This is a genomic window from uncultured Paenalcaligenes sp. (assembly GCF_947630565.1).
GTDB classification, from domain to species: Bacteria; Pseudomonadota; Gammaproteobacteria; order Burkholderiales; family Burkholderiaceae_B; genus Paenalcaligenes; species Paenalcaligenes faecalis.
This window is the reverse complement of the sequence record NZ_CANRIC010000030.1, coordinates 1-24642: the sequence shown is the minus strand read 5'-3', so window position 1 is coordinate 24642 and position 24642 is coordinate 1. Positions and strand designations below refer to the sequence as shown.

22 protein-coding genes are annotated in these 24642 nt (G+C 46.5%); 8 read left to right on the top strand and 14 right to left on the bottom strand.

Features of this window, described 5'->3' with window-relative positions:
• Positions 1-9: 9 nt before the first annotated feature.
• From Q0Z62_RS07035 to Q0Z62_RS06985, 11 genes are read right to left on the bottom strand one after another with little or no spacing between them, the layout of a single operon-like run.
• Positions 10-327 (bottom strand): hypothetical protein, encoded by a 318-nt coding sequence (locus tag Q0Z62_RS07035; RefSeq protein ID WP_298052688.1) that lies wholly within the window; start codon positions 325-327, stop codon positions 10-12.
• Positions 328-333: 6 nt separating this feature from the next.
• On the bottom strand, positions 334-1722 hold the full coding sequence (locus Q0Z62_RS07030) for a beta-propeller fold lactonase family protein (RefSeq protein WP_298052684.1): 1389 nt from the start codon (positions 1720-1722) through the stop codon (positions 334-336).
• A 57-nt stretch (positions 1723-1779) separates the two neighbouring features.
• Complete coding sequence (gene entS, locus Q0Z62_RS07025; RefSeq protein WP_298052681.1) at positions 1780-3015, bottom strand: enterobactin transporter EntS; 1236 nt, start codon at positions 3013-3015, stop codon at positions 1780-1782.
• Entirely contained in the window at positions 3012-6917 is a 3906-nt protein-coding gene (locus Q0Z62_RS07020; protein ID WP_298052678.1) for an amino acid adenylation domain-containing protein, read from the bottom strand. The genes entS and Q0Z62_RS07020 overlap by 4 nt, the downstream gene beginning before the upstream one ends.
• Positions 6918-6932: 15 nt before the next feature.
• Positions 6933-7181: a phosphopantetheine-binding protein gene (locus tag Q0Z62_RS07015; RefSeq protein ID WP_269900706.1), complete on the bottom strand. Its 249-nt coding sequence runs from the start codon at positions 7179-7181 to the stop codon at positions 6933-6935.
• Positions 7174-8820 carry a (2,3-dihydroxybenzoyl)adenylate synthase gene (locus tag Q0Z62_RS07010; protein WP_298052674.1) on the bottom strand — a complete coding sequence of 549 codons (1647 nt, stop codon included), beginning with the start codon at positions 8818-8820 and terminating at the stop codon, positions 7174-7176. The genes Q0Z62_RS07015 and Q0Z62_RS07010 overlap by 8 nt, the downstream gene beginning before the upstream one ends.
• 47 nt (positions 8821-8867) lie before the next feature.
• Positions 8868-9518, bottom strand: a complete 651-nt coding sequence (locus Q0Z62_RS07005) for a 4'-phosphopantetheinyl transferase superfamily protein (protein WP_298052671.1) — start codon at positions 9516-9518, stop codon at positions 8868-8870.
• Positions 9519-9520: 2 nt separating this feature from the next.
• Positions 9521-10303: an alpha/beta hydrolase-fold protein gene (locus tag Q0Z62_RS07000; RefSeq protein WP_269900703.1), complete on the bottom strand. Its 783-nt coding sequence runs from the start codon at positions 10301-10303 to the stop codon at positions 9521-9523.
• 4 nt (positions 10304-10307) lie between these two features.
• The gene (locus tag Q0Z62_RS06995) at positions 10308-11447 is read right to left on the bottom strand and encodes an ABC transporter substrate-binding protein (RefSeq protein ID WP_298052666.1); all 1140 of its coding nucleotides are present in this window, start codon (positions 11445-11447) and stop codon (positions 10308-10310) included.
• Positions 11444-12238, bottom strand: coding sequence for an ABC transporter ATP-binding protein (locus tag Q0Z62_RS06990; protein ID WP_269900701.1), 795 nt, complete (start codon positions 12236-12238; stop codon positions 11444-11446). The genes Q0Z62_RS06995 and Q0Z62_RS06990 overlap by 4 nt, the downstream gene beginning before the upstream one ends.
• Positions 12239-12247: 9 nt before the next feature.
• A complete protein-coding gene (locus Q0Z62_RS06985) occupies positions 12248-13291 on the bottom strand; it encodes an iron ABC transporter permease (RefSeq protein WP_269900700.1) in 1044 nt (347 codons plus the stop codon).
• 95 nt (positions 13292-13386) lie between these two features.
• Between Q0Z62_RS06985 and Q0Z62_RS06980 the strand changes: the two genes are divergently transcribed.
• Together Q0Z62_RS06980 and Q0Z62_RS06975 are read left to right on the top strand one after the other, a co-directional pair.
• Positions 13387-14103 carry a SapC family protein gene (locus Q0Z62_RS06980; protein WP_298052663.1) on the top strand — a complete coding sequence of 239 codons (717 nt, stop codon included), beginning with the start codon at positions 13387-13389 and terminating at the stop codon, positions 14101-14103.
• Between the two features lie 3 nt (positions 14104-14106).
• Positions 14107-16320 (top strand): ATP-dependent helicase, encoded by a 2214-nt coding sequence (locus tag Q0Z62_RS06975; RefSeq protein ID WP_298052660.1) that lies wholly within the window; start codon positions 14107-14109, stop codon positions 16318-16320.
• 151 nt (positions 16321-16471) lie between these two features.
• Here Q0Z62_RS06975 and Q0Z62_RS06970 read toward each other — a convergent pair whose 3' ends face one another.
• A complete protein-coding gene (locus Q0Z62_RS06970; protein WP_298052657.1) occupies positions 16472-17188 on the bottom strand; it encodes a TerC family protein in 717 nt (238 codons plus the stop codon).
• 391 nt (positions 17189-17579) lie between these two features.
• Here Q0Z62_RS06970 and Q0Z62_RS06965 point away from each other — a divergent pair, with 391 nt between their 5' ends.
• From Q0Z62_RS06965 to Q0Z62_RS06955, 3 genes are read left to right on the top strand one after another with little or no spacing between them, the layout of a single operon-like run.
• Positions 17580-18314 (top strand): MetQ/NlpA family ABC transporter substrate-binding protein, encoded by a 735-nt coding sequence (locus Q0Z62_RS06965; RefSeq protein ID WP_269900696.1) that lies wholly within the window; start codon positions 17580-17582, stop codon positions 18312-18314.
• 2 nt (positions 18315-18316) lie between these two features.
• Positions 18317-19360 (top strand): methionine ABC transporter ATP-binding protein, encoded by a 1044-nt coding sequence (locus Q0Z62_RS06960; protein WP_298052653.1) that lies wholly within the window; start codon positions 18317-18319, stop codon positions 19358-19360.
• Positions 19350-20036 (top strand): methionine ABC transporter permease, encoded by a 687-nt coding sequence (locus tag Q0Z62_RS06955; protein WP_298052651.1) that lies wholly within the window; start codon positions 19350-19352, stop codon positions 20034-20036. The genes Q0Z62_RS06960 and Q0Z62_RS06955 overlap by 11 nt, the downstream gene beginning before the upstream one ends.
• Positions 20037-20091: 55 nt before the next feature.
• Here the strand turns inward: Q0Z62_RS06955 and Q0Z62_RS06950 are convergent, their stop codons facing one another.
• Positions 20092-21132: a 2-oxoglutarate and iron-dependent oxygenase domain-containing protein gene (locus Q0Z62_RS06950; RefSeq protein WP_298052648.1), complete on the bottom strand. Its 1041-nt coding sequence runs from the start codon at positions 21130-21132 to the stop codon at positions 20092-20094.
• A 157-nt stretch (positions 21133-21289) separates the two neighbouring features.
• On the opposite strand from Q0Z62_RS06950, the gene Q0Z62_RS06945 reads away from it, so the two are divergent.
• From Q0Z62_RS06945 to Q0Z62_RS06935, 3 genes are all read left to right on the top strand, one after another.
• Positions 21290-21838, top strand: coding sequence for a hypothetical protein (locus Q0Z62_RS06945; RefSeq protein ID WP_298052645.1), 549 nt, complete (start codon positions 21290-21292; stop codon positions 21836-21838).
• Positions 21838-22326 carry a hypothetical protein gene (locus tag Q0Z62_RS06940; protein WP_298052642.1) on the top strand — a complete coding sequence of 163 codons (489 nt, stop codon included), beginning with the start codon at positions 21838-21840 and terminating at the stop codon, positions 22324-22326. The genes Q0Z62_RS06945 and Q0Z62_RS06940 overlap by 1 nt, the downstream gene beginning before the upstream one ends.
• 95 nt (positions 22327-22421) lie before the next feature.
• On the top strand, positions 22422-23390 hold the full coding sequence (locus tag Q0Z62_RS06935; RefSeq protein ID WP_298052640.1) for a chemotaxis protein: 969 nt from the start codon (positions 22422-22424) through the stop codon (positions 23388-23390).
• 15 nt (positions 23391-23405) lie between these two features.
• Here Q0Z62_RS06935 and Q0Z62_RS06930 read toward each other — a convergent pair whose 3' ends face one another.
• Complete coding sequence (locus Q0Z62_RS06930) at positions 23406-24527, bottom strand: diguanylate cyclase (RefSeq protein WP_269900689.1); 1122 nt, start codon at positions 24525-24527, stop codon at positions 23406-23408.
• Positions 24528-24642: the final 115 nt, after the last annotated feature.

Below are 24642 nucleotides of genomic sequence, written 5' to 3'. Positions count from 1 at the left end.
CCGTAGAAATCAGATGCGGAGTTTTTGCTGCCTCAATCGAGTCACAAAAGGCGCCAACGCTTCGATAATATTTTCAATAACGATGGCGTGTTCTTGCTGATCTTTTTTAGACTCCAGTAGTTGTGCTGCACGGGATGTATTGAAAGGCAAGAGCCCAACAATAATGTCAGACTGTGCATGGTGTTTAAAGAGGTCTTGGGCAGCGCGAACCAAAGGTTGCCTGTCATTGACGTAGGACTGGCGCGCCAAGCAGCCTTGCGTTATTAACACCCCTAAGGGGCTAGCAAAAAGGCTGCTGTGTGGTGTGTATTGTGTTAATAAACTCATGAGGCGTTATTTTTTGAAATGTAGACGAGACAGTTGATCACCACTCTCATCGTTCTGGCCTCTGGCTTTATTGACTAAGAACACATTGCCCTCACCATCAGTACTGAGGTGATTAGGGAGGCTGCCAATAGAAAGGTTAGCTAGTACGTCACCATTGAGATTAATAACGGTCAATGTATCTGCTGCACGGTTTGCAATGTAAGCCTGTTCTGTATCTTGATCCCACAGCACATTTAGTGCACCGGCTCCCACGGCTACGTTATGCATTATTTTTTCGTTCTCTACGTCAATAATGACGACGTTGTCACTGGATTGACCGGTAACAAATACCCGTTTTTGATCTGCTGCTACAGCGACACCCGATGCATTTTTAATACCAGGCAAAGCAAGTGTTTTGATGGTTTTTAGTTCCTTGGTATCAATAATGGCCAGTTCATTTGTACTGCGGCTGACGGTATAAAGTCGCTGCCCATTGGCATCATAAGATAAGCTCATTGCTGCGAAATCTTGGCGCGTCGTGGATGGAATTTCAATAGGGGCTAGAGGTTCTAATTTTTTGCTATCAAAGACATAGAGCTTATTAGAGGTAGGAGAGGACACAAAAGCACGCTGTAATTGACTGTCCACCACCACATCGCGGCCATGTGGCGCACTATTGTGAGCAAATTGCTTGATGAGCTTTAGGTCTTTTTGATCGTATACTGCGACCGTGCCTGCGCGGGTGTTTGTGACCCAGACGGTATTGGCGTTGTCATCTACAGCAACACCGTAAACGGCCATAACTTGTTCGGCTCGATGGGGGTCAGCGGCGGGGGTCACCTGCTGGATGACTTTTAAACTTTCAGGATCAACCTTACTGATTTGTGACACTTTTACCGGAGGACGACCCACCGAGGAGGTCACAAATAATGCATTGTTTTTAGCGCTATAGGCGACTTGGTATAAGCCGGGTGCAATGGTGGCTTGTTGTACGTCAAATAGCTGCTCACCGGTTAGGTCTAATTTCGGTGACACTTTTAACTCGAATACCGTAGCAGCTGTGGGATTGCTAACCTGTACGACGACGGGGTGTAGGCCCGTGACCGCCTCTTTAGGTATATGGATTTGGGCGCGTATTTCCCCTTTATCATTAGCAACTAGCGGCGTTTTACCACTTAAAACCGTACCGTTTTGGACTAATTGAATCTGCTGACCTGCTTTAAATCCTCGACCCATCACCTCCGCCGTGTCACCGGCATGTACGACGCCCGAGACAGAGAGCATGGCGTTAAAGTCGGCATCTGGAGCCGTAAAGGTGCCAGCGTTTGCCCATGCAATAGAGCTGATGGCCAATGCAGCGGCGCTTAGGCCAATGCGCTGCCACGTTTTAGTTTTAGTAATGATATTGATTTGCATTTCTATTCCTGATTTAAATAAACGATAGTACAGGTAGCTGTCATGACAGTAGGTTGATTAAGGTTTAGGTGGCTGTTGCAGGTCTTTTAAGCTTTTGTTGCGTAATGCAAATAAAGAGCTGAGCACGAAACAGGCTCCCCCACCTATAAAAAAAGCGGTAGAGGGGCTGAAATAACGAGATAACACACCCATTTGCATATTACCTACAGCCGTTCCTAAGGATGATTGGGTCATCCAGAGGCTGGACATACGGCCTAGTAGATGATCCGGTGTATGCTTTTGTACTAAAGCCATACGCAGAATTTTGGAAACGGTATCTGCGCCACCCATAATGGCTAAACAGATAAGACTCCAAACTAGCCAGGTGTTTTGGGAGAGTGCAAACACAGCGGCCCCCCAAATCATCACGGCGGCAATAATAATGCGCCCTGGGTATTGAACGGTTTTCGTCCAGCCAGAGCTAAGCGCCATAATCGTTGCGCCCACGGCGGGTGCGGAGTAAAGCAGGCCCGTGACCTCAGAGCCTTGATCAAGAATCAGGCTCCCCCATTCAGGTAGTAAGGCCAGCGGAGTGGCTAGTACGACGGCTGTTAAATCAATTAATAATAAAGCGCGTAGCAAAGGTTGTTTAGCCATATAGCTAAAACCTTCGACAAAAGAATGAAAAATCGCTGGCTGTTTAGTCGTTGCACCACGAGGGGGTAATGAGGGCAATTGACTAAGAAAAAAAGGGGTGACGAGTACAGCGGCTAAAACGATGGCATAACAAACGATGAGCCCAGGGCCCGCAATAATTAATCCTGCTAGAGACGGGCCGATGACGCCCCCTATCTGCATAGATAGTCCAGATAAGGCTGCAGCGGCGGCTAAATGCTCGCGCCCAACTAAAGCTGGCGTGGCAGACATCATGGCAGGCACACTAATACCGCCCGCGGCGCCACCAATGGTGGCCGCAACATAAATTAACCAGACGGTAGGAGTGGGCAGCAAAGCATTGAGTAAAAATAATCCCACACTAAATACATAGACAGTACGGGAATACAGCATGAGCTTACGTCTGTCCATACGATCAGACAATACGCCTCCGATCATGAGCGCTAACACCATAGGAATCGCCATTGCTACGTTTAAACCGGCGACAGCAATACTGGATTTGGTGAGTTCAAATAGCTGAATACTGGCCGCTACCATTAGCATTCCTGTCACTAGAACAGTGGCGGTACGAGCTGCGTAGGCATAGCGAAAGGCACGGCTTTCGCGCAGGGGACTAATGTCTAGTAAAAAACGACTCATAAATCGACTTCAGTTAAATGGTGTTGCTCGGCTAATGCAAGAGAGCGGTTCAGGATAGGACTGATTTGTGCGGTTGCCTCTGGCCCCGTTAAATGGGCATGTAAAAAGGGTAAGCCGTGTACGTTTAGGGTCGTAGCCCACGGTTGCCACATCTCAGGACTTAAGTTTGTCTCGGTATGATCTAGTTCCGCTTGGAAATACAGTATTTCACCGAAAAAGGGTTCTTCCTTGTGATCGCGAACTGCTTGGTTGTTACTGGCTACGGCATTAAATACCCCGTTGAGCTGCATGTCTTCGAGTGCGCCTAAGGGGTGATGTTGACTGCGTAAAAAATCAATTACGCTTTGACGCTCTAGCTGTACATGTGGGAGTTCATCTGGATCAAAGCCTGCAATGTGTAATAAGGCTTTATAAATAGCATTTGCAGCCGGCAAGGGCTGATCTCGCCATGCCGCACTGGGGTAGGCATCGAGTAAACATAGCACGCCAATTTGACACTGACGCGACTGCAGTTCGACGGCAATCGCATGTGCAATGATGCCCCCTACTGACCAGCCTAATAAATGGTAGGGGCCATGAGGCTGCACAGATTGAATTTGATCGGCATAGTCATAAGCCATCTTTTTCAAATTCTGAGCGGCTAGTTGTTCGTTATGAAAGGTGCTGGACTGTAAGCCATAGACAGATCGTTGGCCTAGGTCTGATCGTGCTAAAGCGCCATAACACCAGCTAAGGCCACCTGCAGGGTGAATGCAAAAGAGAGCAGGGAGTGTCTTATCGCCTTGATGCAATGAGAGAATAGAGTCAAAACCTGCTGTCTTAGCGGAGGTGGATGGCGTGTGTGTTAGGTGATGCGCGAGTTGTGCCACAGTGGGATAGGCAAAAACCACCCCTAAGTTAAGCGCATGACCGGACTGGCGTAATAACGCTGTGAGTTGGGCTGCAAGTAATGAGTGTCCACCTAAAGCAAAGAAATTATCCTCGCAAAAAATAGGCTGATTGAGCTGTAAAACCTCTTTGAAAAGTCCAGCGACCCATTGCTCTGTTTTTGTTGTTGGCCGTGTTCCGGTTTGACGTAGGCGTTGGGGAATAGGTAAGGCTTTGCGATCTAGCTTACCGCTGCTATTCAAAGGCAATGCATCTAAAAAGACAATCGCATTGGGTTCCATGTAGTCAGGTAGTTGTGTGCGACATAACTGTAAAAGGGAATCGGAATCGATGGGGGTTTGACTCACCACATAGGCAACCAAATGTTGCTGTTGTGGTTGATCCTCACGCACAATAACGACTGCTTGTGTTATTTCTGGGTGTTGCAGTAAAACGTGTTCGATTTCCCCTAGCTCAATACGTAAGCCACGTAGTTTCACTTGGTGATCTGATCGACCTAAATACTCTACCGCGCCATCAGAACGCCAACGTGCTAGATCTCCGGTTTTATAAATACGTGTGCTGGGCTGATCGCTAAAGGGATTAGGGATAAAGCTAGCAGCAGTTAGGTCTGGACGGTTTAGGTAGCCGTCTGCTAATTGCATACCAGCTAAATATAAATGACCCGTTACGCCAGCAGGTACCGGACGTAAGGCATCATCGACGATATATAAGGCGGTATTCCATACAGGAAAGCCAATGGGGATAGGATTGCTGTGATCTTGGTTGGAGGCATGCCAGTAGGACACATCAACGGCAGCTTCTGTGGGGCCATAAAGATTATGCAGCTCACCGTCTATACGCTCATAAAATTGGTTACGTAAAGGGGCCGCTAAGGCTTCACCGCTACAAAAAACCAAAGGAATACGCAGGTTTTGGCTGTGTTTATCCGCTAAAAAAGCAGCCAGCATAGAGGGTACAAAATGAATCACATCAATCGCTTGATCTAGAATCAGATTTGCCAAAACGTGTGGATCTTTATGGGCTTCGGGGGGCGCTACAAATAAAGAGGAGCCGCTTATGAAAGGTAAGAAAAGCTCCCACACCGACACATCAAAGGTGTAGGGTGTTTTTTGAATAAAGCGGGTAGCAGGGCTAATTTGATAATGCGCACGCATCCATAAAAGGCGGTTCACAATAGCCTGATGTGAGATCACTACGCCTTTAGGTGTTCCTGTAGAGCCTGAGGTAAATAGTACGTAGGCGGCATCCTCTGGTTGAGGATAGGCAATAGACTCAATCGCCACCGTAGCTTTTGGTAAAGCATCAAGGGCTAGCAGAGGACAGGCTAGTTCAGAGGGGTGTGCAAAGGGCTCATCACTGATGCACAGACGAGGTGTGGCTTGTTCTAACACAGCAAGGCGTCTCGCCTTAGGCTGGCTTAAATCCAAGGGTAAATACGCTGCACCTATACGCATAATGGCATGTAACACTAAGACCATGTCTACGCGACGATGCATCGCAACCGCTACAATATCACCTCGTTTTACGCCCGCTGTATGTAGCTGGGTCGCCAATTGATTAACACGACGTTGATATTGTTGATAGTTATAGGATATGGCCTGATCAGCGATGGCTAGCAGTGAGGGGTGTTGCTTCGCTGTTTGTGCGCATAAATGACTTAGGGTCGTGCGTGGCACAGGATGCTGGGTCTGATTGAGTTCAACCACATAATGATGCTGTTCAGCTGGGCTAAGGGTTGCCACATCTACTAAGCGTTCGGCTTGCATAGCACGTTCTATAAATGGTATTAAACGAGCCGCATGAGCTTGGATTTCAGCCGAGTCGTATAGCGTTGGGTTGGCCTCTATTTCGATGCGCATCCCGTTGGCTTGAGTATCCGCTCGGAATGTAAAGTTGATGTCCTCGACTGGCCCGGCGCACAACACATGGGATTGAGCCTCTAAGCCTGTGTTTGCATAAGGAGTATCGAAGGGGAGTATGTTGATTAACGGCCCGTGTAAACGGCGCATGCCAGCCAATAAACCAAGATCACGACGTAATTGCTCACTACGGTATCGGCCATGACGTCGGGTTTGTAATAATGCCTTTGACCCCCTTATTAAAAAGTCATCGATCGGTAACTTTTCGTCTATATCTAAAGCTAAGGGGGCGACATTCATGACGGTAGCAATAGCTAATGCGCTGCTATTGCCCATACGGCCCATATAGGGCACACCAAAGACGGAATCGTACTGACCAGAATGACGTGCGATATAAACCGCAGTCAATAAGGTCAGCACATCAGCCCAGCTACACTGTTTTTCAGAGGCGAACTGTAATAATCGCTGACGGAAATCCTCACCTACGTAATGTTGCGCATAAAGAAAATGATCTGCGCTTAGCGCGGACTCATTGCTTAGACTCAATACATCTTCTTTGTGTTGTAACTGCTCAATCCAAAACGCGTTATCTTTTTCTTTTTTTGGACTGTTTTGATAGGCGAGATCATCGGCTAATACCTGTTGAATACGGTGCAAAGCCGGAGGCGCAGGCTGCTGATGTAGTAGAGCTAAATAGTGCTGAATACAACGTGCTTCGAGTAAGTTCATCGCATACCCATCAGCGGCTAAATGGTGCACTCGCATATAAAAAAGCTGACGTTGATTGGGTAGAATCAACAACACAAAGCGGGCAATGGCATCGGTGCGCGGATCAACGGCTGTTTGTCGATCTGCCTGCATAAATGCAAGCGCATCCTCAAGGGTATTGAAATCGGTATTGATTTCTAGAGTAGGGCACACCGCATCAAAGTGCTGTTTAGGGCCATCGTTATCTTCAATGACCCGCAGACGTAGGATCTCGGCTTGAGCTAAAACGGTATTGACAGCGTGGGTAAATAGCGCCGTATCAATGGGACTTTGAATATCCGTGTAATGAGCGGTATTAAAAATCGCATTGTCAGGGCTTACGCGTTGGGCGTACCAAAGCCCTTGTTGGGCTGAGCTTAATGGATGCAAAGTGCTGCTACTCATGTTCTACAACAAAAATTAAGAATGATTACGATTAACAATATCCCACCAGTGAGCCAAGGTGGGGTCAGTGGCCATATCCGCAAACTCAATCACCGCACCGGTTTGTCGCCATTTAGCAGCTAAGGTCATGGCACGCATCGAGTCCAAGCCCCACTCCATGAGGTTGTCATCATCCAGAATTTCGCTGGGGTCTTCGTGCAGCATGGCGGCGACATCGGCCCGCATCATTTCAATAGTTAGGTCTAGTACAGTGTGATTAGTCATGGTTTTGTTGTAGTGATTGGCTAAGCTGGGCGCGTAGTTGTTTACGGCTGACTTTACCGGCGGCGGTAGTGTCAAAACTGTCTACAAAAACGACCTGATCTGGGACTTTGAACTCGGCGAGGCCACGTTCGCGTATCCAGCGTTTGATTTCAATAGCTCTAGGTTTGATTTCGTTGTTTTTGACAATTAAAAAGGCACAGCTGCGCTCGCCTAAATACTCATCGGGTACAGACACAACCGCAGCATCAAATAGAGCGGGGTGCGCCAATAAATGATCTTCGATTTCCTCGGCCGAGATTTTTTCTCCGGCCCGATTAATGTGATCATTAGCGCGCCCTTGCACAATTAAATACCCCTTGTCTGTGAGCTGCACTATATCGCCAGTGCGATAAAAGCCGTCGGCAGTAAACGAGCGTGCATTGGCAGCAGGGTTATTGTGATAGGCACGTAAGGTATAAGGGCCTCGTGTTAATAAATGGCCTACGGCGCCTTGGGCAACAGGCTGGTCTTGATCGTCCACTATGCGTATTTCATCATCAGGGCTAATCGGTCGGCCCTGAGTGGTGATAATGGTGTGCTCATCATCATCTAGGCGGGTGTAGTTCACCAAGCCTTCCGCCATACCAAAGACCTGCTGTAACTGTATGCCTAATACAGGCTTGACCCGTTTTGCGACTTCGGGAATAAGTTTTGCACCACCTACCTGCATGGTTTTTAAGCTGGATATGTCGTGCTGGCTATTTGGTGCAAATTCGAGCCACATTAATAACAACGGAGGCACTAAGCTGCTGAAGGTGGCCTGATGTTTTTCAATCAGAGCAAAGCACGTTTCAGGCTCTGCACTTGGGCTGAGGACGACACAACCTCCAGCATAAAGCGTTCCTAAAAAGCCAGGTGAGCTCATGGGGAAATTATGAGCAATAGGCAGAGCGGCTAAAAAAATAGACGCTGGACTAAGGCCACAAATGTTGGCGCTTTCTCGTAAGGTATAAATGTAATCGTTATGAGTACGGGGGATCAGTTTAGATAGCCCCGTACTGCCGCCAGAAATCTGTAAAAATGCCACGTCAGTCGCAGCAGCTACCCCGTTAGGTACAGGCGTGGTTGTTGAGCCAGTGTCCTCAATCGAAGCGATTGAGGTGAACTCTTCAGCCTGACCAACCACAATGATGTGTTGCACCTGTGGGCAGCGTTCCTGTAGCTGGCGAGCTAAGACTCGGTAATCAAAGCCTTCAAATTGATCTGCGCACACATAAGCATCAGCAGGAGCTTGATTGGCAAAGTGCTCTAATTCTGTAATGCGATGTGCGGGCAGAGCATAAATCGGTACCATTCCTGCTCTAAATAGGGCAAAGACCACACTGATGAATTCGGGGATATTAGGTAGCTGAACCAGCACTCTAGCACCGCGCGTTAAGCCCAATTGCAATAGACCTGCGGCAATCGCAGAGGCCTTTTGGTGTAAATCTTGATATGTCCAACGGGTTTCACCGCCTATGACTGCTGGGCGATTTGCGAACTGTTGAGCACGTTGCGCTAAAAGCTCACCAAAACATTGGTTGTCCCAGTAGCCTTTTTCTACATAGCGTTGCGCGAATTCTTCGGGCCAAACTTGTTTTAGTGGAATATGATTAGTCATAACAATGATAATGAGAATGATTGTCAGTTAAGTTTTAGTGTAGCACTTTAAAACGAAAATAAACGAGTTGGGCATAAATTCCGTACAGACAATGATGCTATTGGTAGGCGCTGCGCAATGGCTAGTTCTAACTCTGGTTGTAATCGTAGACTTTGGGCGGCAAAGCACTCGGTGTGGACTTGAACAGAAAAGACAGCAGAGACCGATGGTTGGATCTGAACCTGAAGAGGGTCTATATAAAATCCGGTTCCTTTGGCTTTAAGTACGGCCTCTTTAATGCACCAGAATCGATAGTAGTCGGCAGAGCTTTGGCAGGCTAATTGTTCTGACTCAGAGAGAAAAACAGCTAAAAGTTGTTGATTGAAGGGGATAGATAAATGCTCTATATCAATTCCAATCGGGTTAGAACTGAGTGCGATAGCGCTAATGTGCTGGCTATGGCTGATTGAAAAATGGACAGGCAGGTGCAATAGATACGGCTTTTGATGGGGGCCAAGCGCAAACGAGAGAGTGGCGGCCTTTTCCCCAGTTAAGTCTTCGATTTGTTGCCGTAATATGGCTCTGCTCCATAGGTAACGACGCTGCAAGGCTTTGGTTTTGAATTGATGCGCGATCGCCCACTCTTCAGACGATAATTTGGTTTGCAGCTCAGCTGTAATTGGGCTGCTGGAGGTATCAAACCAATAAACAGTGAGCATAATTAGGCCATGAATTCTAATAGAGCAAATTCGGTGGATAGACCCAACATGGCTCCGTGCTCCGCCTCAGGATAGATGTGTAGTTGTTGTTTTAACTGACTACGTTGGGGTAACTGAGTTAAAAATGGCTCTAGAAATCGTAAGGTAGGGATTCCATCAGGACGGGGGGCTTGAGGATCAGCGGGCTTAGGCCGCCATTGCTCTTTGCCTCCTATCAGCACGCTTAATTGGATGCGGCGTGTTAGCTCGGGGAGTTGAGCCGCCAGATTTTGCATAAATGGTGCGTACCACCATAGTGACGGGCTGGCTGAAATATAGTGTTTAAACAGGTGGGGTTGCGTTAATAAGCTGTATAAAACAAAGAGTCCACCATACGAATGGCCATATAAACCTAAACGCGTAGGGTCTATCGATAATTGCTGCTGGATGGTGGGTAAAACCTGCTGCTGAATAAAAGCCATTAAATCAACGGCCCCACCGCAAGGCCAGTTTGGCTCTCTTGGGTCTACTGCCTCGTGAGGGGGCGGAGGGAGCGGGGTATAGTCATAAGAGCGCCGCTGGCGCGCCGCAGGTCGCTCTAATCCAAAACCCAGTGTGGCAATAGCGTAGTTAATATGACGAGGCTGACGCGCTAAAAACAAACGCACATGGTCATGAATCCAGTCGCCATCCAGCAGTAACAGCAAGGGATAGCCTTCGGCAGGGGCGGGGTCTTGAGGTGACCAAAGACGTAATAGATAGTCACTGCCATTCGGGGCACGTAGTGTATGTTGCCAAAACTGCATGAGCTTACTGATCCTTGGTGGCAGAGGCGTGGATATTGACTAAATAACTGCCCTGCATGGGGATAGTTAAAAAGCGCTCATTAATCGTGTCTAAGGTGCTTTGGGCAGACACCCCTTGCATGAGATCAGGATGTAACCAGTTTGCTAAGGCTTGAATAAAGATGACATGCAAGGGGGAGTCATTAAATGCGTGCCAAATACCGTGCGCATTCCCTTGCTGGACGGCGTGTAGATGTTGCAAACGATTGGATTTAATTATTTGCTCTAGACTGGTGCGAGCCTCTTCTTCACTAGCATTTGTACCAATGCGTAGCCCGCCTGCTTGATTGCGACTGCTTGCACCAGTACCGGTGGCTACATATGCAGCAGGGTTACTGGCATTGATGTATTCAAAATTTAACTTGCCCGTTTGTGTTTTTAAAACATCAGCACCAATATTATGACCGCCTGCATAGCTAATCATGTCATTAAATGTGCCTTGACCAGGAGAGTTGCAGCAATCTGTGCTGCCTGCGTGAGCATGCACAAAGACGAGGGGGCGATCTTGCTCTGTTACCCCTTGTAGACGCTCGCTAACTGTTTGCATTTGCTGCTCATAAAACGTAATGAATTCAGCCGTTCGCTCCGGTTCGCCTATGGCAGCTCCTAAAGCCCGTAGGCTAGGAATGGTGTTGTTCATGGGGTCCATAAAGAAATCCACAATCAGTACCGCCACACCTGCGTCTTCAAATCGACGAATTAACGCGGATTCTTTTGGATCTTGATTGGGTAATAGTCCTGCAAAGCGTGAGGTAAGGACAACAAGGTCTGGACGTTGGGCCAAACTTTGCTCTATAGAAAAACTTTCTGCTGTATGACGACCGACCACCGCAATTTGGTTAATGGCAGGGAAGTGCTGTTCGTAGGTTTTGTACTCATTAGCAAAAGAGGTTTTGAACTCGTCTGACCAGCCTACGAGCAAACTGATGGGGTCTGGGTGTAATAGAGCAAGCACTGGCATATGACGCGCTTGCGTCAAAATAATTCGTTTGGCGGGCTGCGGTAAGGTGATTTCGCGACCCATGACATCTGTCACCTGAATGGGCTCAGCATGAACAGTAAAGGCGACGAGTAGACTGCTTAGAAAAAAGAAAATTCGCTTCATAACACTCCCTGGGTGGAGGCAGTTAGACCATCAATAAAAACATGTAGCTGCTGTTGGCTACATGGCTCAATACGCGTTGCGACCCCGTAGGCGGTAGCTAAATTTGGTGCGGTAATCACCTGATCGACTGCACCTTGTGCTAAGACTTTACCGCTATGTAATAAGACGCATTCGTCACTATGTTGCATAGACACATTGAGATCGTGCAACACAATGACACTGATCATCTGATGCGCTTTGGTTTGCTCTTTGACCAGTTGCATCACATGGTATTGATAGTTTAGATCCAATGCAGATAAGGGCTCATCTAAAAGCAATAGCTTGGGTTTACGGATCAGGGCTTGGGCTAAGCCAACTAATTGCTTTTGTCCGCCAGATAGTTCGTCCAAATAGCGCATAGCTAAATGAGTAATGCCCAGTTTTTCTAGCATCAGCATAATACTGTCAGCATCGGTTGCCGAGTGTTGAGTAGGCCGTAAGGTGGCATTGGCTGCAACCAGTACAGACTCAAAGACTCGCAAATGGACAGAGGCGGGCAAGGACTGGGGGAGATAGACCACATGCTGAGCACGCTGCTCAAAATTTTGTTGGCTCAAGTCCGCTTGATTCAGCATGATCTGGCCTTGTTTGGGCTTAATGAGGCCAGCTAGACTTTTCAGTAACGTAGATTTGCCACAGCCATTGGCCCCAAGCAAAGAGACCACTTGACCAGCGGCGATGGGGGTAATGTCTACTTGTTGCAGAATGGTTTTTTTACCGTATCCGACTTGTAGTTGTTTAACTTCTAGCATGGTGAATCCTTAGGCGGCTTGGCGGCGTAATACCACGGACAAGAAAAAGGGTACGCCGACTAGAGAGGTCACAATACCCACAGGGATAATAATGCCCGACACCATGTTTTTAGAGGCGATAGAGGCCATTGATAAAATTAATGCCCCAACCAAAGCGCTGCCAGGTAGATAAAAACGATGATCCTCCCCAAAGAGTCGTCGTGCAATGTGTGGGGCGATCAAACCGATAAAGCCAATGGTTCCTACAAAGGAAACCGCAAGCGCAGCCAATAGACTAATGCGCAATAAAGAGCTAAGGCGCAGACGTTGGACGTTAATACCAAAGCTAAGCGCTCGTTCCTCGCCCAGACGCAAAGCGGTGAGTTTCCATGAGTCTCGCATAGCCAAAGGAAATAAAAGAGCAAAGGCTAAAAACATCAGGCCAACTTTAGGCCAACTGGCTCTGGATAAACTACCTAGAGTCCAGAAAACCAAGCCTTGAAGGGCTTCTGCACTGGCTACAAACTGCATCAAAGAGACTAAGGCATTAAAGGAAAAGACCAAGGCAATCCCAAATAGCACCAAAGAGGATGTGCTGAGCGCGCCCCAACGAGCGACTGCATCTAAAAGCAAGGCGGAAAAGACGGCGAAAATAAACGCATTAGTTGCAATCATCCAGCTAGGGGGTATGCCAGGAATAGACAGATTTAACACAATAGCTAAAGAGGCCCCAAATGCAGCAGCGGATGAAATACCCAGTGTAAAAGGACTGGCTAAAGGATTATTTAAAATGGTTTGCATCTCTGCACCAGATAAGCCTAGGCCCATGCCTATCGCAATCGCCATCATGGCAAAGGGGAGACGTATATCCCAGACAATGACGCGCGTGGTCGGGTCTGCGCTGGCTGGATTAAAAAGCGCTGCATAGAGTTCAGACCAGGCTAAGCCTGATGGGCCCAACATAAAGTCAGCGATTAGACTGGCAACGATGGCTAAGACAAGGGCCAGCATAAGCCAAAGACGACGTGATAAAACGTGCTGATAGGCGGCGATAGGAGCCGAGGTAGTTGACATAAATGCAAATGAGAATAGTTATTACTTAAGTTAGTATAGTGGATTATCAGGGGGCTTGCCTATGCCTATATAATGGTGTTTTGATCGGGGGTTTTATGTCTAAAAATAATGTGCCAGGCTGGATTGCGTTAGATGGCAGTGATGTTAATTTAAAAATTAATCTACAGAATAATCATTATGGTTTTTTGAAAAACCAAAATGCGCTGCCTTTGGCTCAAAGTGAGTTTGAGCTGGCCTGCAAAAATTATCCTATCGTTTTTATTGCCGCAAATGCTGAAGGCACGTTATTGCAATCCGTGGCTTTGCTTGGCTTTAATCAAGGTCAAAACCTTTTTGTACACGATGATCAAAGTTGGGAGCCGCACCATTACATTCCCGCCTATGCGAAACGTCACCCCTTCCAGTTAGGGGTTGATGCTCAGCAGCAAGAGCCGTTGGTCTTTGTAGAACAAAGCTATCCAGGTCTAAACCATAAAGAGGGTCTGGCTTTTTTTGAGGGTATAGAGCCTTCCGCTTATTTAAGCCAGTTGTTGCATGCGTTGCGAACTCTACAGGTTGAGCTTGAGCAAACCCAACACTGGATCATGCGCCTCAAAGAAAAAGGCTTGCTGGTTGAACGCTCTATTGATCTGACGGTTGGCAAAAAAACCGAGCGAGTCGGCGGTGTGTGGGTGGTGGACACCGATAAACTGTCCTCCTTGACGGATGAGGAGTTAGCGCAGATGTATCACAATGGCACTTTAGGCTTAATTGAGCAGCACCGCCTTTCCTTATTGAATTTAGATACCTTAGCTAAACGAGCAACGGCATAAGCCATGAGCCGCGCGCCACGTTTTATACCTAGAGGGGTGATTCCAACCTCTGAGCAGCAAGCCATTCAATGCTCTCAGCATCGTATTAGTTTGATTGAGGCGAATGCAGGGGCAGCAAAAACAACTACATTGGCATTGCGCATAGGCGAAGCCTTGGCACGCGGTTTGGCCCCGCAACAAATTCTGGGTTTGGTTTTTACCCCAGAGGCCTTAGCCGTTTTACAGCAGCGTCTTATCGATTTAGGTGTTTCGCCTTTTGTTGTTAGAAAATTAGCCTTGCATACGATAGAGGGGTTTTCGCGGCAGACCCTTGCTTTTTGGGAGGAGTCGGCGCCGCCCTCTTTAACAACGTTGCATGAGTTAAAGCCTATCGCGATTGAGTCACTGGAACGATTGAGCCTGTTGTATGCCGATACGGAACATGAGCTGGATTTTCGTACTCATCATGTGGCGTTGAGCCAGTTTTTTCAAAGTCAGTTGCGCTTGAAGGCAAGTCTCGGTTTACAGTCTCAAGAGGACGAAAGCATCACAGAGAAAGCCCTGATAGCAGGGGTGACGCTAACAGATTTTTTGTGGACACAGCAGTATGAGCAGTTACGACAAAGCCCTTACGAAGGAGTGTTGTTTAGAGGGCCTTTTGACGGTACTTATGACCTAGCTTGTGCCTTACAAGAGTCGCCCGATTTATTGCAGCTATTACCCGATTATCGCTTGGTTGTGGTGGATGAGTTACATGATGCGAATGAGGCTTCCTTTCAGATTTTGCGAGCCCTTTTATCCAAAGATAAAACCTATTTAGTGGCTGCTGGCGATAAAGACCAAGTGATTTATAAACAACTGGCTGCTGATGCCAGTTATTTACATGAGCGCTTTGCAGCCTATTTTACTCATCTGCAAACCTATCCTCTCAGCTATACCTATAGACATGGCCCCTATTTGGCTTATGCGGTTGCCGCCTTTAAAAAGAAAAAGGTGGATAGTGCCTTGGCTTTAGGCACACAAATTCATGTGCATCAGTACCAAGAGTCCGAAACTGAATTAGCCATGCAGCCTGTGTTGAATGCTATTTTGTTGTGGCAAAAACAAGGTGGACGTTTAGATCAGTGTGCCGTGTTATTACGTGATGAGCATCAATCTATTCACCTAGAGAACAGTTTTTTAAAAGCAGGTGTTGCCTATCAGCTACATGGTTTTACGGGGTATTTGCAGCGCGATGAGATTCTATTTTTACGTGGTTTGATGGCACTGGCACTCAATGGATTAAGCCGTATTGGCTCAATGGAAATCAGAAAAAAAATAGTTCATGCCTTGGCGTTATTTAGTGAGATTCATTTAGCTGATAGCCTGTTGCAAGAGGCGGCTAGCGAGATCGCTGAGTTTCCTCAATTGCTCTCTACTTTTTATCAAGGTCAGATACAGCGCACGGGTTCAGAGCAAGGGCGCTGGCGCATAAGCGAAGCGCTGCATTTTTTAGAGCAAGTCGATGAAAATACGCGTGCCGCCGAGGTCCTAACGCAGCTGTGTGAGCAATTGGATATGCTCAATGTGGCAAAGCGTATTTATGTGTTTGATCATCAAGCCACCGTGATTCAGAAGTCCATTGCTGGATTTATACAGGTTGCGGCTGACCTGCAGTTAAGCTTAAGTGATTTTTATACATGGTGTGCTCAAACCGATGAGGCTGGTGCACAGGCTGCGCAAGCCGTGGTGGTGTGTACGGTTGCCCAAGCAAAAGGTAAGGAATATGAGCATGTACTGATGCCATTATTGGAACAAGGGGAGTTCCCCTCTGCTAAAAATAGTGGGCAAATAGAGCATAATTTATTTTATGTAGGTATCACACGGACTCAAAAACGACTCAGCTTATTTGTGCCTCAGGATAGTCATAAAGTGAGTGACTATTTAGCTGAATTACAGTTAGAGCAAGTCAAAGCCCCCGCTTTAGAACGCTTGCAACAACTGCAGCAGCAACCTTATTTGGTTAAACCCGTACCCGCTAATGCGGGGTCGTTTGTTGCGCCTCAACGTGCGTCCGTGGCGTATGCCTCATCCTCCGCCTCTCAAAATAGTTATGCGGATGGTCGTATTGATTTACGTGTTCCTTTTGCGGATAAAGATCAAGCCAAATCACTCGGTGCGCGCTGGGACCCCGTTAAAAAAACCTGGTATGTCCCCGCTGATTTAGATGAAAGCGCATTTAAGAGATGGAGAGGGTAACCATACCTGAAAAGAAAACGAGTCGATTACAGCGCTATAGACTGACGCAGCAAGGGCAGAGCTATAAAGACAAGAGCTAACTGCTTTTTTAGGTTCTGTACAAAAAAACCCTGCCGAGGCAGGGTTTGAGTTAAGGGGCATTGTCTACCCGTTAGGCGGCAGGGGTAGGGGGGTGTTTTTTACTTTTTCGGCTAGCCAAGAGCTTACCTAGAAGAATAATCACAACGGTGCCAGCAATCTGCGCACCGTAGTGAACGGTGTTGCTAGGCTCGCCAAAACGCTCAATATAAGCAATATCAGTTACCAATAGACCACCAGCGATCCATCCTAATAAGCCTGCGCCTAAGGTGACGATCGAGGGGAAACGGTCTATGAGTTTTAGGATTAGGGTGCTGCCCCAAACAATGATGGGAATACTGATGACTAAGCCAAAGATGACCAGACCTAATTGATGGTCAGGGCTGGCTAATTGTGCTGCCCCCGCAATGGCGATGACGTTATCTAAACTCATAACAAAGTCGGCAATAATGATGGTCTTTACAGCCGCCCACACAGAAACACTGCTGGTAATATTGCCGTGACTTTCATCCTCTGGAACGAGTAGACGAATCGCTACCCATGCCAATAATAAGGCACCTATGATTTTTAAATACGGGATAGTTAAGAGAGTTAAGGCAAAAGCAATCAAAATAACACGTAGAATGATGGCCCCTGCTGTCCCCCAAAGGACGCCTTGTAGACGTTGTTTTTGAGGCAAATTACGACAAGCGAGTGCAATAACAACCGCATTATCGCCCCCGAGCAAAATGTCGATCATGATGATCTGAAAGACAGCAGCCCAGCTGAGTGTTTGAAAAAATTCCAACATAAAAACTCCGACAATAAAAAAAGGCCTGATTCCACAAAGGACAGGCCGTTTCATTTGGAGTACGCGCACCTTGCCCTTTGAATGGCAAGGTCTTGCTTGTAACGATGTGGGTTGAGGCCACATTTAACTGTGTAGTTCGTTACCCGCGCACCGGGAGACGTATAAATGTACAGCCGTGATGACGATGCGTCGGAAAAGTTAAGCTACTCCCCTTGATAGAAGGAATTATAGCGTAGCTATGAGCTTATACCTAAATAAATAAATGAAAAATTGTTCCTTAGTGAATCGACGTGTAGCAGCTACCATCAATTTTCATACAAACAATAGAGAGGTTGCCATGCGCTTATCATTACTAAAATCAACAATTACGATAATTGGCTTTTGTGCTTGTATGAGTGCGATAGCACAGCCGCTTATTCGTCTTGGGGTTACGTCCGGGCCCCATGCCCAAATCGCCGAGGTAGTGGCTGAGGTAGCTAAAACCAAAGGGCTAGATATACAGTTAGTGGAATTTTCAGATGGGGTTCTTATCAATGAGGCGACCAGTAATGGTGACATTGATGCAAATGCCTTTCAGCATACGCCTTACTTAAATCAACATATTAAAGACAGAGGTGTGCGAGTGGTCTCTGCCGCTCGGACGGTATTGCTCCCATCGGCTATCTATTCACATAAATATAACGACTTGAGTGATGTACCCAATGGGGCATTGATCTCGATTCCGAATGACCCCTCCAATGCAGGGCGAACTTTAAAAATTCTGGAGCAAGCCGGATTTATTACCTTAAAAGAAGGCTTAGGCTTTGAGGCGACCGAGTTAGACATCTTAAAAAACCCAAAAGGGGTAAAGATTCTTTCCTTAGACCCAGCCCAATTGCCACGCTCATTAGCAGATGTGGATTTATCAGTAATCAATTCCTATATTGCCTTAAATGCGAATTTATTGCCTAGTCGTGATGGACTCTTAGTTGAAGATGAACTGTCTGATTATTTTTGCTTAATTGGTGTGCATGAGGATCGGCAACATGAGCCGTGGGTACATACATTAGTTGAGAGCTATCGTTCGCCAGAGGTTAAGCAGTTTTTAACTGATACCTTTGACGGTAATGTGATTGCAGGGTGGTAATAATGAGTCAGCAGCCTGCCTTAATCCAGATAAAAGGGTTAAGTAAGCACTATGTTATGGATGAGCCGGTTTTAGATCAGATATCTATGACGGTTAATGCCGGTGAAATTTGCGGAATTATTGGACGATCTGGAGCCGGAAAAAGCACTTTAGTGCGCTGTTTAAATGGATTAGAAAAACCGTCCTCTGGGCATATTTATATTCAAGGTGTGGATATTGCGCAGTTGACGGGACGAGCCTTACGCAAAGCGCGTCGAGGTATAGGGATGGTTTTTCAACATTTTAATTTGCTCTCTTCACGAACCGTTGCACAAAATGTGGCCCTGCCACTGGAGCTGTCTGGTGAGTCTAAAGCACTTATTCGCCCGCGTGTGTCCGAGTTATTAGCGTTGGTTGGTTTGACGCATAAAGCAGATGCTTATCCCTCTGAATTGTCCGGTGGTCAAAAACAGCGCATCGGGATTGCACGAGCTTTGGCTTTACAGCCGAGCATTTTATTGTGTGATGAGCCCACATCCGCCCTAGATCCAGAGGCAACCGAGCAGATTCTGGCCTTGCTGAGTGATCTGAATCAGCGTTTGGGCATTACGATTCTCATTATCAGTCATGAAATGCAGGTCGTTCGAGACATTGCAACGCAGGTTGCTGTATTGGAAAAGGGGCAGATAGTAGAGATAGGTTCTACCTATGAGGTATTTGCCTTTCCGAAAACAGAAACAACAAAACGTTTTATTGGAGCAACGATGGCCCATGAATTACCCGCCCCTTTAGCACAAAAATTGCGATATAAGCCGCAATCAAGCAGTGACCCCGTGATACGCGTGATACAGACGCAGCAGACGATTCAGTTTCCCGTTATTGCGTTATTACAGCAGCAGTTTGCTGTAAGCGCTCAGGTACTGCATGGTCGGGTGGACTATATAGGTAGTGACTCCTTATCCGTATTGACTCTCAGTTTGCCTGAGGCGCAAGCGAAATTAGTCCCTATTTTAAACTGGCTATCGGCTCAGGAACTGCATGCGGAGGTAATAGGCTATGTGGCTTGATGCATGGATTTCGCCCGCTTTAGTCTCTATTGTATTTGTGTCGTTGCAGCAAACGCTGCATATGGTTCTGGTGTCGGCCTTACTTGCTGTGGTGTTAGGGCTGCCATTAGGAATACTATTGGTAGTCACCGATCGACGACATATTTTAGATAATCCTTCGCTGCATAAAGGCTTAGGATTAGTGGTTAATTTAGTGCGATCTACCCCTTTTATTATCCTCATGGTGTCTATTATTCCACTAACTCGGTGGATTGTAGGCACTACTGTGGGAACCACGGCTGCGATTGTGCCTTTAACTATTGCTATTACGCCGCTATTTGCACGTTTAGTTGAAGCAGCCGTGAGAGAGGTTGATAAAAGCCTGGTTGATGCGGCGCTGTCGATGGGGGGGAGCCCTTGGCAAATTATGTATAAAGTGCTCGTGCCCGAAGCCCTACCGGGAATTATTGCTGGTTTAACCGTAACCATCGTGAGCTTAATTGGTTATTCCACTATGGCAGGTGTGGTGGGCGGAGGCGGATTAGGTGATTTAGGTATTCGGTTTGGCTATCAGCGCTTTATGCCTGAAGTCATGCTGCTAGTGATTATTATTTTAGTAGTAATGGTACAAAGCATTCAGTTTTTAGGTGATCGTTTATCGAAGTCAGTAAACCATCGTTTAATTAAAGATAAGTAAAAAGAAGTAAACATAAGTAAAAAAGGATAAGAATTAATTCTTATCCTTTTTTTATTTAACTAATATTATTATTTTCTACTATTTGTTGATATTGCTCTGGATAAAATCGCTGCGTTACCGCTAAATGAGAACGTAATCGACCTTTCATCGCATTTTTGCCTAAATTATGAAAAAGTGGATTTAAAGGATCACTAGCTGGGCCTAAGGCTTGTTGTTGTAGCTCTAGAGGCAGCGTCAATAAGGGAACCTCTTTAGCCTCTACATTCGGGGTGATGAAATAAGCAATCGAATAGCGTGATAAGCCATTTTTTGGCCGCAGCACTTGATGAACATTCGCCCGCAGATAACCATTTGTGGCTAGCTCCAGCACCTCGCCTATGTTAATGACAAAAGCATCCTCAATGGGTGTGATGTCTATCCAACCTGAATCAGTTTCAACTTGTAGGCCGCCATTATCATCCTGCCATAAAAAGGTGAGTAAACCCGTGTCTTTATGGGCGCCAACTCCTTGCTCACTATCAGGTTGATCGTTACGGGCCGGATAATGAATAAGTTTAAGTAAATGCTGGGGAGCGCCTGTCAAAATAGGATCTAGGCTAGTCGTAGGTACATCTAAGGCAACCAGAAATGCGCGTAATAACTGCTCAATAATGGCGCGTGATTGGCTTTGCCAACGTAAGGCTAACTCTTTGAGCTCTGGCACCGCATCAGGCCATTGATTCGGGCCTTGTAGATTTAACCAGATGGGGTCTTCTGGACGCAGAGATAGGGCAGGTAATTCTTCGCCAATATCGATTTGTTCACGATAGTCCGGTTTATTACGCGTACTTTCCTCTGTGACAGCGGTATAACCTCGAAAATGGCGAGATTGACTCATGGAGATTTTTTCTTTTTCTGCTTTGGGTAAAGCAAAGAATTTTTTCATGGCGTCAAGTAAATCAAGCCGATCTTGTCTTTTAATTCCATGACCAACTAAATAAAAAAAGCCAACCTCCTTGGCAATATAGCGTAACTGTTGGTAAAACTCTGACTGAGTATCTGGGTTATGTAGTTTGGTGAAATCAAGAATAGGTAATTGAATCGTAGTCTTTGTCATATCGTATCCTTCATTTTGGTTAATTTATTATAGATAGGCCAAGATATGGTGGAACGATTGAATACTCATAAGTAAATAGAGGATTGGTACGTCTGGTATTTGCCCACTATACTGGTGTGATTAAACGGCATCATAAAAATAGTTTTGGACCGATCGGATGTTAAGAGCAAAATTCAAAGCAGAGCTACGACGACGTGCAGGGTGGGGAGCGCTAGGGCTGAGTCTATTGTTATTGGTAGGCTGTACTTCTATGGTTAGCGAAGGAACAGGCGCAGCAGCTGGTGTGGCGGGTGTAGCCATAGCAAATCAAATTACTGATAATGCGGCAGCCGCAACAGGGATAGGGCTAGGAGTACAGGCTGCCGCTAAGGCGGGACTACAATATGCGCAACGTAGGACGCGCGGAGAAGAGCAAGACGCCATAGCAGATGCAGCAAGCCCATTACAAATGGGAGAGGTGGCTGACTGGCAAGTGGACCATGCTCTACCTTTAGAGCCCGATAGTCATGGTCAAGTTACCGTCAGTCGGCTGGTTGGTGGCATGGGGTTAAGCTGTAAAGAAATCGTTTTTTCAGCCGTTACTAAAGAGTCAGTAGACCCTGATCTTGAGCGCCAATTTTATGTCAGTATGATTTGTCAGGACGGTGATGTTTGGCGTTGGGCCACTGCAGAACCCGCGACATCTCGATGGGGGTCTTTGCAATAATGTGGCGTCTTTCTGCTAGTCTATTGTTGTGCTGTTTAGGGCTTATCTCTGGGTGTACGACGTCTTCAATTGGCAGTGCCGTCGGTGCCGTTTCTGGTGTAGCAAGTAGTGCTGCTACCGCTAATCCAGTCGTTGGTTATGCAGTGGGTGTCACTATGCAAGCCGCTACAGATGCCACAATCAAATACGTCTTCAGAGAATGGACTAATGAGCAACAAAATCTGATGGCTCATTTAGCAGGCGAGCTACCCATCGGAGAGACGCAATCATGGCAAATTACACGTGTAATTCCTCTAGGCAATGAGCAAGGGCAACTGCAGGTAGTACGTGAAATTAGTAACCCTCTTGTCGTTTGCCGCGAGATACTGTTTACGGTAGAAGACAAAGAGCAGACCATGCCCTATCTTGCTGCGATTTGTAAACGAGGTAAGGAATGGAAGTGGGCCTCAACCGAACCTTCGGTACAAAGATGGAGTGGGCTGCATTAGCCTTCATGTATAGTTAATAAGAGCAGTACTTTATGATGTAATAGTAGTTACAATTTAAGGTCTGTGATTGAGTGTTTTTTTGTTAAAGGTTCACCATGTCATCTGTACAAAATGAGATCGACGAACGCACCAGCTTGACTGGCTCTAATAAGTTTGAATTGCTATTGTTTCGCCTCGGAACAGGCAGCATACAGGGGCAGTCAGAGCTGTTTGGGATTAATGTGTTTAAAGTCCGAGAGATCGTAACCATCCCTATGATTACACCTATTGCAGGAGCCCCCCCTTATTCATTGGGCGTAGTGCGCTTACGTGAACAGGTCATTCCCGTTTTTGATTTACCTGCTATCGTAGGTTATAAGCCAGAAAAAGAACCCACCTTAATGGTGGTGACTGAGTATGCCCGTAGTACACAAGCTTTTGCAGTAGAGTCCGTAGAAGACATTGTACGTTTAGAGTGGAGTCAGGTGATATCTGCAGAGGCCAGTGATGTGACGGATAGTATGGTCACCAGCCTTGCTCGACTAGATGACGATACGGATGGCTCGAAATTAGTACAGGTATTGGATGTAGAGGCTATTTTGCAAAAAATATCCCCAATGCAGGCTAAGCACAAAGACCAACTCAAAACCGTAGATCAGACTTTTGGTATCAATTTACGACCCGGGACGATTATTCTTGCCGCGGATGACTCCATCGTCGCTCGTACATTAATGCAGCAAGCCCTAGAGGCCATGAATGTCCCTTACGAAATCGTAAAATCAGGCAAAGAAGCGTGGGATCGTTTGAATGCGTTGGCTGCCGCCGCAGAGGCAGAGGGCAAAACAATTCATGATAAAGTCAGTTTAATGTTGTCCGACCTAGAAATGCCAGAAATGGATGGTTTTACCTTAACGCGTAATATTAAGCAGGACCCCCGTTTTAGCGCTATGCCCGTGGTGATTCACTCCTCATTGTCAGGCTCGACAAACGAGGAGCACGTGCGTCGCGTTGGTGCAGATGGTTATGTAGTGAAGTTTGCTGCCGAAGAATTAGCCGCTACCTTACGTAAGGCTTTGTCACGATAGGAGGCTTGTGCTTTATTAAGCCTCTATTTCCTCAGCTACCACTCGATTACGACCTGTGCGTTTTCCCCTATAAAGGCGTTCATCTGCCCGCTGTATGGCAGACTGAATGCTTTCATTTGGTCTCAGCATACTCAACCCTATGCTGACAGAGATCTTAGGGGCATCTCCGTTGACTTCTTTAGGTTGTAGTTCTTGGGTTAGTTGCCTGATGCGTTCTGCATAGTTAATCATTTGCTCTTTAGTAGAATAAGAGCTGATAATCAAGAATTCCTCTCCCCCATATCGACAGGTAATTTGGTCTTTTTTCATTTCAGCCTTCAGCAAGCTAGAAAATAATCGTAATACCTCATCCCCTACCGAATGCCCATAGGTATCATTAATTTTTTTGAAGTGGTCTAAGTCCATTAGCATAATGATTGTGTTAGGAGGACGTAGAGAGAGTGTTTTTAAATGCTCTGTATGGCGTTCTAGCGCGATTCGATTTAATAAACCAGTCAAAGGGTCATGGGTTGCTTGTCTATACAGCCGTAGCAATAAGCTCAGATGAAAATGATTGGTACTTAGCACGATGAATAGTAGAGCCGCTAAAAGCCAAAGGTCTTGCAAGTGCTGAGAGGAAAGCGGCTGTCCCATAATATATCCGGCAAAGAACTGTAAAACTAATAATCCCATTCCCAATATAAAAGACTCAATGAGCGTAAAGGGGAAAACGGCTAGGGTGACAACCAGTAAAAAAGGGATAAAACTATAGCCAATCAAAGAGTGGGGCACACTTGAGGCAAGGCTCATCAGTACAGCGGCATAAAAAAGCCCGGGTAATGCCAGTGTGATACCGCTTAGAAGCAAACTCGCTTTGGTTGATGTGTGGCGGGAGAGATGGCAGATATATAAAGTGAGTAGAAAGCCTAAGAACATAGCTAGTCGTGCAGGAAATACGACAGCCCATGACTCTTTCGGTAGTAAGAACCAATCGAACAAGGCCCATATAGGTGTTAGTACAGCAAAGATTACGCTAATAGTTATGATGCGTGTACGCAAATATTCACTGCGCGCCAAGGTGAAATCTTTTGAGTGATATCGGCTTGAGAGTGTGTCATAAACAGAGCTAACGTAACGGGATTTGATATGTTCAACCATGAAAATGCTAACCGAAAATTAAGAGTACAAGGCTTGATATAACACGTACATACCTGTTTAGCCTAAACAAGAAGCATAAAGATTAGCTAGTATTGGCGAATAAAACACCATTTAT